Source organism: Pseudomonas sp. S2_F03 (genome assembly GCF_054668335.1).
In genome coordinates, this window is record NZ_CP162759.1 from 2,267,801 (window position 1) to 2,281,412 (window position 13,612).

At 58.4% G+C, this 13,612-nt stretch carries 11 protein-coding genes and 1 pseudogene; 10 read left to right on the forward strand and 2 right to left on the reverse strand.

The window, feature by feature from the left end; translation table 11 throughout:
• Positions 1-31: 31 nt before the first annotated feature.
• The 9 genes and pseudogenes from AB4N76_RS10715 to AB4N76_RS10755 all read left to right on the forward strand — a co-directional run bounded on the left by AB4N76_RS10715 (position 32) and on the right by AB4N76_RS10755 (position 8,534).
• Entirely contained in the window at positions 32-613 is a 582-nt protein-coding gene (locus AB4N76_RS10715; protein ID WP_175648965.1) for a YjfI family protein, read from the forward strand.
• A gap of 21 nt (positions 614-634) precedes the next feature.
• Entirely contained in the window at positions 635-1,333 is a 699-nt protein-coding gene (locus AB4N76_RS10720; RefSeq protein WP_046028833.1) for a PspA/IM30 family protein, read from the forward strand.
• 156 nt (positions 1,334-1,489) lie between these two features.
• Positions 1,490-2,053 carry a rhomboid family intramembrane serine protease gene (locus AB4N76_RS10725; RefSeq protein WP_046028835.1) on the forward strand — a complete coding sequence of 188 codons (564 nt, stop codon included), beginning with the start codon at positions 1,490-1,492 and terminating at the stop codon, positions 2,051-2,053.
• Between the two features lie 71 nt (positions 2,054-2,124).
• Positions 2,125-3,159: an ion channel gene (locus AB4N76_RS10730; protein WP_046028838.1), complete on the forward strand. Its 1,035-nt coding sequence runs from the start codon at positions 2,125-2,127 to the stop codon at positions 3,157-3,159.
• A pseudogene (locus AB4N76_RS10735) lies at positions 3,146-3,817 on the forward strand (DUF2491 family protein); the annotation flags it as partial. The gene AB4N76_RS10730 and the pseudogene AB4N76_RS10735, both read left to right, overlap by 14 nt.
• A gap of 16 nt (positions 3,818-3,833) precedes the next feature.
• Entirely contained in the window at positions 3,834-4,262 is a 429-nt protein-coding gene (locus AB4N76_RS10740; RefSeq protein ID WP_027924370.1) for a DUF350 domain-containing protein, read from the forward strand.
• Between the two features lie 19 nt (positions 4,263-4,281).
• Positions 4,282-5,001 carry a DUF1190 domain-containing protein gene (locus AB4N76_RS10745; RefSeq protein ID WP_460164455.1) on the forward strand — a complete coding sequence of 240 codons (720 nt, stop codon included), beginning with the start codon at positions 4,282-4,284 and terminating at the stop codon, positions 4,999-5,001.
• 12 nt (positions 5,002-5,013) lie between these two features.
• Positions 5,014-6,171: a glutathionylspermidine synthase family protein gene (locus AB4N76_RS10750; RefSeq protein ID WP_109787310.1), complete on the forward strand. Its 1,158-nt coding sequence runs from the start codon at positions 5,014-5,016 to the stop codon at positions 6,169-6,171.
• 158 nt (positions 6,172-6,329) lie between these two features.
• Positions 6,330-8,534 carry an OsmC domain/YcaO domain-containing protein gene (locus AB4N76_RS10755; protein WP_460164456.1) on the forward strand — a complete coding sequence of 735 codons (2,205 nt, stop codon included), beginning with the start codon at positions 6,330-6,332 and terminating at the stop codon, positions 8,532-8,534.
• Between the two features lie 75 nt (positions 8,535-8,609).
• On the opposite strand, the gene AB4N76_RS10760 is transcribed toward AB4N76_RS10755, so the two are convergent.
• Together AB4N76_RS10760 and AB4N76_RS10765 are read right to left on the reverse strand one after the other, a co-directional pair.
• Positions 8,610-9,131, reverse strand: coding sequence for a single-stranded DNA-binding protein (locus AB4N76_RS10760; protein WP_046028847.1), 522 nt, complete (start codon positions 9,129-9,131; stop codon positions 8,610-8,612).
• A gap of 9 nt (positions 9,132-9,140) precedes the next feature.
• Positions 9,141-10,538, reverse strand: a complete 1,398-nt coding sequence (locus tag AB4N76_RS10765) for an MFS transporter (protein WP_046028849.1) — start codon at positions 10,536-10,538, stop codon at positions 9,141-9,143.
• Positions 10,539-10,729: 191 nt separating this feature from the next.
• Here AB4N76_RS10765 and uvrA point away from each other — a divergent pair, with 191 nt between their 5' ends.
• Positions 10,730-13,564 (forward strand): excinuclease ABC subunit UvrA, encoded by a 2,835-nt coding sequence (gene uvrA, locus AB4N76_RS10770; protein ID WP_046028852.1) that lies wholly within the window; start codon positions 10,730-10,732, stop codon positions 13,562-13,564.
• The last annotated feature ends 48 nt before the right edge of the window (positions 13,565-13,612 follow it).

The window sequence follows — 13,612 nt, forward strand, 5'->3', positions numbered from 1 at the left end:
ACCGTCCGCGAAAAAACCATCGAGCTTCTACATGAAGCAGATGCGCGCGGGCCTGGCAGCCGCCGGTTATGTGAAACACGAGACTTGGGTGCTTCCCGAAAACCGAAGCTTGCTCAAGCAGATGGAGCAACAGCTACGCCAACCGATTCTGGCTGGCTCATTCATGTCGGAGAATTACATGAGCGCAGGCAACAACTGGAACATCGATAGCCTCTTCAACGCCCTGAAGGCCCTCGACGAAGTGGTTTCGAACGACATCACCCTTTCCCTTGTTCAAGGCTCCGAGTCCAGCATCAAGCTGGAAATGAACGATTTCGGTGGCTTGCCGATTTACATCGCGGTGGTGGGCGATCAGATCATCGTGGATACCGTGCTGGTCGACGTTGAATCCATCCACGACGTGCCGGCCTTCAACGACGCCGTGTTGCGCAGCCGGGAAATGTTCCCGCTGTCCTCCATCGGTATCGAGTCCATGCCCAACGGCCAGGTCGTTTACAACATGTTCGGCGCGCTGAGTTCCGACTCCAGCCTGACCAACGTGGTGACCGAGGTGAAAACCCTGGTCGACAACGTCCAGCGTGCCAGCGAAGCCTTCGAACGCTTCTTCAAGTAATTATCAGGAAAGGAAGATCCAATGACTCAGTCCATCTGGAGCAAACTGTTCACCGCGCTGCGTGGCGGTGCCAGCGAAGTTGGCGAAGCAATCGTCGACCAACAGGCCCTGCGCATCCTCGACCAGGAAATTCGCGATGCTGACAGCGCGCTGGCCAATGCCAAGCGCGAGCTGGTCACCATCATGGCCAAGCACAAACTGTCGGCCGACCGCGTCAGCGAGTACCACGCCAAAATCAAGGACCTGGAATCCAAGGCCATGGCCGCGATCCAGGCCAACCGCGAAGACCTGGCGATGGAAGTGGCCGAAGCGATTTCGACCCTGACCAACGAACTCGATGTCGAGCAAAAGCAGGCCACCGAATTCGGCGGTTACGCGGACAACATGCGTAAAGACATCACCAAAGCCGAAAACCGCATCAAGAGCCTGCGCCAGCAAGTGGACATGGCCAAGGCCCGCGAAAGCGTGCAGAAAGCCCAGGTCAGCGCCTCCATCGCCAGCGGCGGCGCCAATGGCAAGCTGGAAACCGCCGTCGGCACCCTGAACCGTTTGCAGGCCAAGCAGCAGCAACGCGCTGCAGAACTGGAAGCACAGGACCAACTGGCCGACGCCTCGACTGGCACCGACCTGGAACGCAAACTGCGCGAAGCCGGCATCACGCCGAACGAAGGCAGCGCCAACGCGATCCTGGAACGCCTGAAGCAGAAATCGGCCGAGTAACGCGGTCGGGGCAACACCAAAAACCTTGTGGGAGCGAGCTTGCTCGCGATTGCGGAGCGTCAGCCAACATTGATGTTGAATGACATACCGTCATCGCGAGCAAGCTCGCTCCCACAATGGGAATTGCGTTTCAGTTTTGTCGAGCAGAGGTCAAGGATGGATGCCCTGAAGGGTTTCAAGCTAATCGCCGGCCTGGCCATCTTCATGGTCGCGCTACAAGTGATCAACGCGGCGACCGGCTACAGCCTTATGGCGTTCGGCCTGGTTCCCAGAACCGTGCATGGACTGATGGGCATCGTCACTTCACCTTTTTTGCACGCGTCCTTCTCGCACCTGAGCGCCAACCTGATTGCCTTTTTGGTACTGGGTACGCTGGTGATCGTCGATGGGCTCAATCGGTTCATGACCGTCAGCGCCATCATTATTCTGCTGGGCGGCTCGCTGGTCTGGCTGTTCGGTTTTACCGGCGTACACATTGGCGCCAGCGGTTGGGTTTTCGGGCTGTGGGCGTACATTCTGTCGCGCGCCTGGTTCCAGAAGAGCTGGGGCAACGTTATGACGGCAGGCCTCGTTGCCTTGTTGTATGGCGGATTGGTCTTTGGCTTCCTGCCTCGTCGGGGCATTTCATTCGAAGGGCATCTGTTCGGGGCATTCGCCGGTTTTATTGCAGCCAAGGTACTTCTATCTGCGCCACGCAGCAGGTTTAATGCCGCCCGTTAACGCATTCGGGCACACCGACACCGAGGCGATGACTTCGCCAGGAACGCGTGCCCCACAGAGTCAGGGACGAAATGTCGATATTCCTTTTATTACGCCTGTATGCCTCGTCCCTGTTCCACCGTTTCGGCTGGGCGGGCCTGGTGATTGCGTTGGGCATCCACCTGACCACCGCCTGGCTGGGGCTGGTGTTGCTGGGCGAACATCAGCTCACCACCCCCGCCACGTTTACCTACTTCTATCTCACCACCACGCTGACCGTCGGCTATGGCGACCTCGCGCCGCAGACCTCGGCCGGGCGGATTTTCGTGGCGACCTGGGTCATGCTCGGTGGCATTGCGCTGCTGACAGCGGCGATTGGCAAAACCACCAGCAGTGTTATCGATGCATGGAGAAAAGGCATGAAGGGCAAAGGCGATTTCACCGGCAAGGTCGGCCATACGGTTCTCATCGGCTGGGAAGGCGCGTGCAGCGAACGGGTCATTGAATTGTTGTTGCAGGACGAAACCTCCAACGACAACCTGATCGTGATTTGCGATTGCACCCTTGAAGAAAACCCCATGCCGGGCAAGGCCAGCTTCATCAAAGGTGACAGCCTGTCCTCGGCGGCGTTATTACTGCGCGCCGGTGTTCCGGGTGCCGAGCGCGTGCTGGTGCGAACCCCGTCAGACGATTTGACCCTGGCCACCGTGCTGGCGGTCAATCAACTGAACCCGATCGGGCACGTGGTCGCGCATTTCAATGAAAGCGAAATCGCCGCACTCGCCAGCGCCTACGCCCCCACTCTCGAATGCACCTCAAGCATGGCCATCGAGATGTTGGTGCGCGCCTCTCAGGACCCGGGCTCGTCCATGGTCATCAATGAGTTGCTGTGCGTGGGTGAAGGCGCGACCCAATACCTGATGAAACTGCCCGAAACGTATGAGGCCACCTTTGGTGACCTGTACGCGCAGATGAAAGAACGCCATAACGCCACTCTCATCGGCTATCGCGCCAAAGGCGCCCAACACCCTTCGATCAACCCGCCCAACGCGACACGCGTTGAGGGCGGCGAACTCTTCTACATCGCCTCCACTCGCCTCAAGGAGATCTCCCATGGGATGGTTTAAACAGTTGATGGGGCTTGAGGCCCCGAACGCGAATACCGATTCGAAATGGACCGCCAGTGAAACCCTGCCGGCAGCGGGCCCACTGGGCCTGGGGTTGGGCAAAGGCGTGATGTTCGACACCAGCCTGAAATTGTTGCTCGACGGCAACACCACCGTGACGATTCCGGGTTCCCAGCAGATCTGGAGCAACGGCACCATCGATCTCGGGCAGTCTACCTGGCTCTCGCGCTACTACATGAACGACGAAGAATACTGGCTGCAGGTGCACACCACCGGCGATATCGCCGGGCAGGTCGAGTCGGTGATCCTGTTCAACTACCTCAGCTACATCACCATCAGCAGCGAGGCGGAATTGCGCCGACTGGCCGGCCCGCAAAGCCTGATCGGCTTGCCGACCTACACCCACAACGGCGTCGAATACACCCGCGAATGGGGCACCGAGAATGGCCAGACCGAATTGGTGGCGCTGAGCGAACAGCTGAAAAATCCGGAGGACGCCTACAGCATCGAGCACCGTTCAATGCTGTACGCCCGCGAAACCGGCCTGACCGATCGCCGGGAATTTCTGCTGTTCTCCGTCGAAGAAGACGCTGAAGGCACCATCAGTTTGAGCACGTCGTTGGGTGTCTCGCTGTACACCACCGACCTGAACACTTTTAACAAGGAAGACGTCCATGCTAGAAGCTCTCTCCATCTCTCTGAACCCGGCGGCTGTGCTCGGGTTTGTTTCGTACATCCTCGGCGCCGCGGTGTTGTTCGCGCTGTTCCAGTTCATCTACACCCGCATCACGCCGCACAAAGAGTTCGAACTGATCCGCTCGGGCAACGTGGCGGCCGCCATCGCCCTCGGTGGTGCCATCATTGGTTTCGCCATCCCGGCCAGCAATGTGATTGCCTATTCGATCAGTCTGCTCGACTTCGTTGTCTGGGCCGTCATCGCCGCCTTCGTGCAACTGCTGGCGTTCTTGATGACCAGCCTGGTACTCAAAGGCACCTCGGAGCGCATCAAAAAAGGTGAAATCGCCGCGGGCATTTATGTGGCGGCAGTGGCCATCAGCGTCGGCATGCTCAACGCCGCGTGCATGACCCCTTCCCAGAACTGATCGCGCAGCGGAGATTTCGATGAAACGAAGCAAGTACGTTCAGCTCTCGCTGGCCGCATCGGTCGCCATGGCGATATCCGGTTGCGGGCCAACGGAAAAAACCTACGCGGTGCAGAAGAAGTACAACTTCCAGTCCGTCCAGCAATGCGCCGATGAAAAACTCCCGGTGGACGTCTGCTCCGATGCCTACATGAGTGCCATGGCCGAGCATCGTCGCATTGCCCCGGTGTACGACAACCAGGCCGATTGCGATGCCGATTTTGTCGCCGACTGGTGCCAGCAGGACTCGGCCGGCAAGTTCATCCCCAGGCTGGGCGGCTTCGAGCTGACCGCTGATGGCCAGGTGACGCAATCCCAGGTGGACGCCGCCAAGGCACAACTGCCGGCCTCGGAAGCCAACACCGGCGGCTCGGGGTTTTCTACCAGCAGCCTGCTGACCGGGCTGTTGATCGGCAACATGCTGAGCAACAACCGCAACAGCTATTACTCCCAACCGGTCTACCGCTACCGCGATGATCGCGGCAACTATGGCTCCTCAACCCTCAACCAGCGCATTGCCAACGGTTCGACGTTCAACCGGTCCAACCAGGCGAAGTACGGCGGCAGCGGCAGCTACAGCAACTCCATCAGCAAATCGGCGAGCAAGCCGGTTTCTTCCGTTGCCTCGTCGACGTCGCGTGGCGGTTTCGGCAGCAAGGCCAGCGCACGCAGTGGCTGGGGCGGCGGGTCGAGCAGTTAAGGAAACCGGGCCATGAAGAAGATCCATTGCGCAGAGCGTCATGACTGGAAACAGACCGCCGAAGGTCTCGGCTTTCTGTTCCACACCATCGACGGCGAACCCTATTGGGACGAGAGCGCGTATTACCAGTTCACGCTCAAGCAAATCGAAAACGATCTGGAGGACCCGACCACCGAGATCCATGAGATGTGCATGGACCTGGTGGCCCGCGTGGTTCAGAGCGAGGAGTTGCTGGAACGCCTGAGTATTCCGTCGGCGTTCTACGACATGATTCGCACATCATGGCTTGAAGGTCACCCGCACCTGTATGGGCGCATGGATTTCTCCTACAACGGCACCGGGCCGGCCAAGTTGCTGGAGCTCAACTACGACACGCCGACCAGCCTGTATGAGGCCGCGGCGTTTCAATGGGGCTGGCTGGAGCAATGCATCGAACGCGGCTTGCTGCCCAAGCATGCCGACCAGTTCAATAGCATCGACACCAAACTCCATCAGGCCTTTGCTCAACTGCAGCTCAAACAGCCCTTCTATTTCGCCTCGATGAAACACTCGGTCGAAGACAAGGGCACCACCGACTATTTGCGACTGGTCGCGGAAAAAGTCGGCATAGAATCCCGGCACATCGATATCGAAGACATCGGCCTCACCAGCGACGGACGATTCGTCGATCTCGAAGATCGCTGGATCCCGCACTTGTTCAAGCTGCATGCCTGGGAATTCATTTTCCACGAGCCCTTCGGCGCCGCGATTGCCCAGAGTGACACCCAGTTTTTCGAGCCGGCGTGGAAATCCATCATCTCCAACAAGGGCATCCTGCCGTTGCTGTGGGAGTTCAACAAAGGTCACCCGAACCTGCTCGCCGCTCACCTGGACACGGATCCGAATAAAGCGGTGCCCAAGGGCTGGGTGCGCAAACCGTTCTTCTCCCGTGAAGGCGCCAACATCGAGCTGCAAACGGCCGATGGCCTGATCGTCAAAGAAGATGGGCCCTACACGGATGCGCCGTTTATCCTCCAGGAGTTCGCCCCGCTGCCGAAGTTTGGCGACAGCTATACGCTGATTGGCTCTTGGGTGATTGGCGATCAGGCCGCCGGTATTGGCGTGCGGGAAGACAACAGTTTGATCACCAAGGATTCGAGCCGGTTTTTGCCGCACCTGATACTCGACTGAGCAATACGTCGTGCATAAGAAACCCCGGTGCCGTGCATCGGGCGTTCGTGTGAAAACAGGGCTAAACCAAGGTCAAGACGAGACAACGACAAGACTTACGCCCGAAAAGCCGGATAATGGCGGCCAATTCGTCTAGCCCGTTATTCTGGTAATCCCCCATGGAAATCAAGGTCAACTTTCTCGACAACCTTCGGCTTGAAGCAAAGTTCGATGACTTCACGGTGGTGGCCGACCAGCCTATTCGCTACAAGGGCGATGGCTCGGCACCGGGTCCGTTCGATTACTTTCTGGCTTCGTCGGCGTTGTGTGCGGCTTATTTCGTGAAGTTGTACTGCGACACTCGCAGTATTCCCACCGATAACATCCGCCTGTCGCAGAACAACATTGTTGATCCGGAAAACCGCTACAACCAGATTTTCAAGATTCAGGTCGAGTTGCCGGCAGACATCTCCGACAAGGACCGCCAGGGCATCCTGCGCTCCATCGACCGTTGCACCGTGAAAAAAGTGGTGCAAGCCGGGCCTGAGTTTGTGATCGAAGAAGTGGAAAACCTCGACGCCGATGCCCAGGCGTTGCTGATGCCTGCTTCTAACTCAGAGGCGAGCACTTATATTGCCGGCAAGGACCTGCCGCTGGAGCAGACCATCGCCAACATGTCGGCCATCCTCGCTGACCTGGGCATGAAGATTGAAATCGCTTCGTGGCGCAATATCGTTCCCAACGTGTGGTCGCTGCACATCCGCGATGCGCACTCGCCAATGTGTTTCACCAATGGCAAGGGCACGACCAAAGAAGGCGCGTTGGCGTCGGCACTGGGCGAGTTTATCGAGCGACTCAACTGCAACTTCTTTTACAACGACCAGTTCTGGGGCGAAGACATCGCCAACGCGCCGTTTGTGCATTACCCGGACGAACGCTGGTTCAAGCCTGGTCGCAAAGATGCGCTGCCGACTGAAATTCTCGACGAACACTGCCTGAAGATTTACAACCGGGACGGCGAGCTGCGTGGTTCCCATCTGATCGACACCAACTCGGGCAATGAAGAGCGTGGCATTTGCTCGCTGCCATTCGTGCGTCAGTCGGACGGCGAGGTGGTGTATTTCCCGTCCAACCTGATTGAAAACCTGTTCCTCAGCAACGGCATGAGCGCTGGCAACACGCTGGCCGAAGCCCAGGTGCAGTGCCTGTCGGAGATCTTCGAACGCGCGGTCAAACGCGAAATCATCGAAGGTGAGTTTGCCCTGCCGGATGTGCCAGCCGATGTGTTGGCGAAGTACCCGGGGATTCTCGCCGGGATTCAGGCGCTGGAAGAGCAAGGGTTCCCGGTGCTGGTGAAGGATGCGTCCCTGGGCGGCGAATTCCCGGTGATGTGCGTCACCCTGATGAACCCGCGTACCGGTGGTGTGTTCGCCTCGTTCGGCGCGCACCCAAGCCTGGAAGTGGCACTGGAGCGCAGCCTGACCGAATTGTTGCAGGGCCGTAGCTTCGAAGGCCTCAACGATCTGCCTCAGCCGACATTTGAAGGTCATGCGGTAACGGAGCCGAATAATTTCGTCGAGCACTTCATCGACTCCAGCGGCGTGGTGTCGTGGCGCTTCTTCAGTGCCAAATCAGACTACGAATTCGTGGAGTGGGACTTCTCCGGCCAGGGTGAAAACTCGAATGCCGAGGAAGCCGCGACCCTGTTCGGCATTCTCGAAGGCATGGGCAAGCAAGTGTACATGGCGGTCTACGAGCACATCGGCGCCAAGGCGTGCCGCATCCTGGTGCCGGACTACTCGGAAATCTATCCCGCGGACGATCTGATCTGGGATAACACCAACAAAGCGCTGTTCTTCCGCGCCGATATCCTCAACCTGCATCGTCTGGACGAAGAAGAACTGCAATCGCTGGTTGAGCGTCTGGTGGAAAGTGAGCTGGACGACTACACCGACATCACCAGCTTGATCGGCATCGAATTTGACGACAACACGGCGTGGGGCCAACTGACGATTCTTGAGTTGAAGCTGCTGATTTATCTCGCCTTGCAGCAATATGAAGAGGCGAAAGAGGCGGTGGAAATGTTCCTGCAGTACAACGACAACACGGTTGAGCGCGGCTTGTTCTACCAGGCCATCAATGTGGTGCTGGAAATGAAGCTGGACGAAGACCTGGAACTGGAAGACTACGAGGCCAATTTCCGCCGGATGTTTGGCAACGAGCGCACGGATGCAGCGATCGGCTCGGTGGATGGCAGCGTGCGCTTCCATGGCTTGACGCCGACCAGCATCAAACTGGAGGGGCTCGACAGGCACCTGCGGTTGATCGATAGCTACAAGAAACTGCACTCGGCGCGGGCCAATGTGACCACGTTATCCCGTTAACAGCGCCCACAAAAAAAGCGAAGCCAGATCAATGGCTTCGCTTTTTTTTGTTTACGGTTCTGAAAAAGCTACGGATCAGAACGGGATATCGTCATCAAAGCTGTCGAAATCCGGAGCCGGTTGCGGTGCGGCTTGCTGTGGAGCCGGACGCGACTGTTGTGGCGCCGACTGCTGTGGACGCGGCGCCTGTTGGCGTGGGGCCGGAGCGGATTGCTGGTAGTTGTTGCCACCGCCTTGTTGGTCGCCCTGTTGTGGACGGCCGCCCAGCAGTTGCATGGTGCCTTGCATGTCGACCACGATTTCAGTGGTGTAACGCTTGATACCGTCTTTTTCCCACTCGCGGGTCTGCAGCTTGCCTTCGATGTATACCTGCGAACCTTTACGCAGGTATTCGCCGGCGATTTCGGCAACCTTGCCGAACATCGACACACGGTGCCATTCGGTCTTCTCGACCTTCTGACCGGTTTGCTTGTCGGTCCATTGTTCGCTGGTCGCCAGACTCAGGTTGGTCACGGCGTTGCCATTTGGCAGGTAACGAACTTCAGGATCCTGGCCGCAAGTACCGACCAATATGACTTTGTTAACCCCACGGGCCATTGCGTTCTCCTAGGCTTCGCACGCTGTCGCGGCCGGGTTGTTCACCAGACGCTCAAGCGTGTTGCGATCCAATAATTCTGTGTCCAATTTGATGTAAATGGCGGCTTCATCGGCAACGACAATTGCATCGGTAACCCCAGTAACGGCCTTCAGGCGCTCGATCAGGCCAGCTTCACGAATCGCTTCGGGCGACAACGGCAAGCGCAGGCTCGTCACATAGGGAGGTTCACGCATGGTAACAGCAAAGGCCAACCAAAGTGCAGCCAGCCCGGCACATCCCAGGAATACAACCGACAAACCGCCATGCTGAAACATCCAGCCGCCGAGGATACCGCCCAGTGCCGAACCGAGGAACTGACTGGTGGAATAAACCCCCATCGCCGTGCCCTTGCCGCCTGCTGGTGAAACCTTGCTGATCAGCGATGGCAACGAAGCTTCCAGCAGATTGAACGCGGTGAAAAACACCACCGTCCCGATCACCAGAGCCCGCAGGCTATCGCCAAACTGCCAGAAGAATAGCTCAGTGAGCATCAGCGTCAGCACTGCGCCCAATAAAACTCGTTTCATTTTGCGTTTCTTCTCGCCGTAGATAATGAACGGAATCATGGCGAAGAAAGAAATCAGCAGAGCTGTCAGGTAGACCCACCAGTGCTGCTCTTTAGGCAAACCGGCTTTTTCAACCAGCGCCAAAGGCAACGCGACGAAGCTCGACATCAACATCGCGTGCAACACAAAAATGCCCAGGTCCAGGCGCAACAGGTCCGGATGTTTGAGCGTCGGTAACAGCGCCTGACGCGCGACACCCGACTCTCGGTGCTGCAACGGGCCGGTGGACTTTGGCACCATGAACATCACGATCACGATACCGAACAGCGCCATGCCACCCGTGGCGAGGAACAATCCGGACAGGCCGAAGGCACGGGTCAGCAACGGTCCTACGACCATGGCGACCGCGAACGACAAACCGATCGTCATGCCGATCATGGCCATGGCTTTGGTCCGATGCTGCTCGCGGGTCAGGTCTGACAGCAAGGCCATGACGGCGGCAGAAATCGCCCCCGCGCCCTGCAGGATTCGCCCGGCGATAACGCCCCAGATCGAATCGGCATTGGCCGCCAGCACACTGCCGAGCGCGAAGACGATCAGCCCCAGGTAAATCACCGGGCGGCGACCAATGCGGTCGGAAATGATGCCGAAAGGAATCTGGAAGATCGCCTGGGTCAGGCCGTAAGCGCCAATCGCCAACCCGATGAGGGCCGGTGTTGCACCTGCCAGATCCATCCCATAGGTCGCCAGTACCGGCAACACCATGAACATGCCAAGCATACGGAATGCGAACACCAGGGCCAGACCGCTTGCTGCGCGGGTCTCACTGCCACTCATGCGTTCGCTGTGGGGATCGTGCATGGAAAAACCTCATGTGAACCGGCCGCGATTCTACCAGTCCCATCGATTGACAGGGTATATCGCGACGCTTTGACGCGTTCTGCTGACAGACTCTTCATCTAAGACAATCATCCACTCGTTTGATAGTGTGCATCCATCCAGTATTTGGCCGTATACTCCTACGTTTTCGACGCCCGCCAAGCGAGGCCACTTTGGACAAGATCCTGATTCGTGGGGCCCGGACCCACAACCTGAAGAACATCGACCTGACCCTGCCACGGGACAAGCTGATCGTCATCACCGGCCTGTCCGGGTCGGGCAAATCGTCCCTGGCATTCGACACGCTGTACGCCGAAGGCCAGCGTCGCTATGTCGAATCGCTGTCGGCCTATGCCCGGCAGTTTTTGTCGATGATGGAAAAGCCTGACGTCGACACCATCGAAGGTTTGTCGCCGGCCATTTCCATCGAACAGAAGTCGACCTCGCACAACCCGCGCTCGACGGTCGGCACCATCACCGAAATCTACGACTACCTGCGTCTGCTGTATGCGCGCGTGGGTATTCCGCGCTGCCCGGATCACGACATCCCACTGGAAGCGCAAACTGTCAGCCAGATGGTCGACCTGGTCCTCGCCCAACCGGAGGGCAGCAAACTGATGTTGCTGGCCCCGGTCATCCGCGAGCGCAAAGGCGAGCATCTGTCGGTCTTCGAAGAACTGCGCGCCCAGGGTTTTGTCCGGGCCCGGGTCAATGGCCGGCTCTGCGAGCTGGACGAATTGCCCAAGCTGGATAAACAGAAGAAGCATTCGATCGATGTCGTGGTCGACCGTTTCAAGGTTCGCGCCGATCTGCAACAGCGCCTGGCCGAATCGTTCGAAACCGCACTGAAACTGGCTGACGGCATTGCGCTGGTTGCGCCGATGGACGACGAACCGGGTGAAGAAATGATCTTCTCCGCGCGCTTCGCCTGCCCGATTTGCGGCCACGCCATCAGTGAGCTCGAACCCAAGCTGTTCTCCTTCAACAACCCGGCCGGCGCTTGCCCGACCTGCGACGGCCTGGGTGTGAAGCAGTTTTTCGACATCAAGCGATTGGTGAATGGCGAGCTGACACTGGCCGAGGGCGCGATTCGCGGCTGGGACAGGCGCAACGTCTATTACTTCCAGATGCTCGGGTCGTTGGCGTCCCACTACAAATTCAGCCTGGAAGTGCCATTCAACGAACTGCCGGCCGACCAACAGAAATTCATCCTGCATGGTAGCGGCTCGCAAAACGTCGACTTCAAATACCTGAACGACCGTGGCGACATCGTCAAACGCTCTCATCCGTTTGAAGGCATCGTGCCGAACCTTGAGCGCCGCTATCGCGAAACCGAGTCTGCTTCGGTGCGTGAAGAGCTGGCCAAATTCCTCAGCACCCAGTCGTGCCCGGACTGCCGGGGCACGCGCCTGCGGCGTGAAGCCCGGCACGTGTGGGTAGGCGAGAAGACGCTGCCCGCAGTGACCAATCTGCCGATCGGGGATGCCTGCGAGTATTTCGAGGTTCTGAAGCTGACAGGCCGTCGCGGCGAAATTGCCGACAAGATCCTCAAGGAAATCCGCGAACGCCTGCAGTTTCTGGTGAACGTGGGCCTCGACTATCTTTCGCTGGATCGCAGTGCGGACACATTGTCCGGCGGCGAGGCCCAGCGGATTCGCCTGGCCAGCCAGATTGGTGCCGGCCTGGTGGGGGTTCTGTACATCCTCGATGAACCGTCGATTGGCCTGCACCAACGCGATAACGATCGGTTGCTCGGGACGCTCAAGCACCTGCGCGACATCGGCAACACGGTGATCGTGGTCGAGCACGATGAAGATGCGATTCGCCTGGCCGACTACGTGGTGGACATCGGTCCGGGCGCTGGCGTACACGGTGGCCATATTGTCGCCGAAGGTACACCGGCCGAGGTCATGGCTCACCCGGATTCATTGACTGGCAAGTACTTGTCGGGTCGGGTGAAGATTGCTGTTCCGGCCAAACGCACACCGCGTAACAAGAAACTGTCGTTGTCGCTCAAGGGCGCTCGCGGTAACAACTTGCGCGACGTTGACCTGGAAATTCCGATTGGCCTGTTGACCTGCGTGACCGGTGTATCGGGCTCTGGCAAATCGACACTGATCAACAACACGCTCTTCCCGTTGAGCGCAACGGCGCTCAACGGCGCAACAACGCTTGAAGCTGCCGCTCACGACAGCATCAAGGGCCTGGAGCATCTGGATAAGGTCGTCGACATCGACCAAAGCCCAATCGGTCGTACACCACGCTCCAACCCGGCGACTTACACCGGTCTGTTCACGCCGATTCGTGAGCTGTTTGCCGGTGTGCCGGAGTCTCGTTCACGGGGTTACGGCCCGGGACGCTTCTCCTTCAACGTGAAAGGCGGACGTTGCGAGGCCTGCCAGGGCGACGGTTTGATCAAGGTGGAAATGCACTTCCTGCCAGACATCTATGTCCCGTGCGACGTCTGCAAAAGCAAGCGCTACAACCGTGAAACACTGGAGATCAAGTACAAGGGCAAGAGCATCCACGAAACCCTCGAGATGACCATCGAGGAAGCCCGGGTGTTCTTCGATGCGGTTCCAGCCCTGGCACGCAAACTTCAGACGCTGATGGATGTGGGTTTGTCGTACATCAAACTGGGGCAATCGGCGACCACACTGTCCGGCGGTGAAGCGCAACGGGTGAAACTGTCCCGTGAACTGTCCAAGCGCGATACCGGCAAGACGCTGTATATCCTCGATGAGCCTACGACCGGTCTGCACTTCGCGGACATTCAGCAATTGCTGGATGTGCTGCACCGCCTTCGCGACCACGGCAACACCGTGGTGGTAATCGAGCATAACCTCGACGTGATCAAGACCGCTGACTGGCTGGTGGACCTGGGGCCGGAGGGCGGTTCCAAGGGCGGGCAGATCATTGCCGTCGGGACACCGGAAGAAGTCGCCGAGATGAAGCAGTCGCATACCGGCTTCTACCTCAAACCGCTGCTGGAGCGTGATCGAGCCTGAATCCGGCTCGAAAAAAAGCCCCTGTCACTGACTCAGTGATAGGGGCTT

Bases quoted from the DNA above. Each gene is read 5' to 3' on its own strand.
- AB4N76_RS10755 (WP_460164456.1), top strand. From the start codon at position 6,330: ATGGAAATCAAGGTCAACTTTCTCGACAACCTTCGGCTTGAAGCAAAG.
- AB4N76_RS10715 (WP_175648965.1), top strand. From the start codon at position 32: ATGAAGCAGATGCGCGCGGGCCTGGCAGCCGCCGGTTATGTGAAACAC.
- AB4N76_RS10740 (WP_027924370.1), top strand. From the start codon at position 3,834: ATGCTAGAAGCTCTCTCCATCTCTCTGAACCCGGCGGCTGTGCTCGGG.
- AB4N76_RS10765 (WP_046028849.1), bottom strand. From the start codon at position 10,538: ATGCACGATCCCCACAGCGAACGCATGAGTGGCAGTGAGACCCGCGCA.
- AB4N76_RS10725 (WP_046028835.1), top strand. From the start codon at position 1,490: ATGGATGCCCTGAAGGGTTTCAAGCTAATCGCCGGCCTGGCCATCTTC.
- AB4N76_RS10760 (WP_046028847.1), bottom strand. From the start codon at position 9,131: ATGGCCCGTGGGGTTAACAAAGTCATATTGGTCGGTACTTGCGGCCAG.
- AB4N76_RS10720 (WP_046028833.1), top strand. From the start codon at position 635: ATGACTCAGTCCATCTGGAGCAAACTGTTCACCGCGCTGCGTGGCGGT.
- AB4N76_RS10750 (WP_109787310.1), top strand. From the start codon at position 5,014: ATGAAGAAGATCCATTGCGCAGAGCGTCATGACTGGAAACAGACCGCC.
- AB4N76_RS10745 (WP_460164455.1), top strand. From the start codon at position 4,282: ATGAAACGAAGCAAGTACGTTCAGCTCTCGCTGGCCGCATCGGTCGCC.
- AB4N76_RS10730 (WP_046028838.1), top strand. From the start codon at position 2,125: ATGTCGATATTCCTTTTATTACGCCTGTATGCCTCGTCCCTGTTCCAC.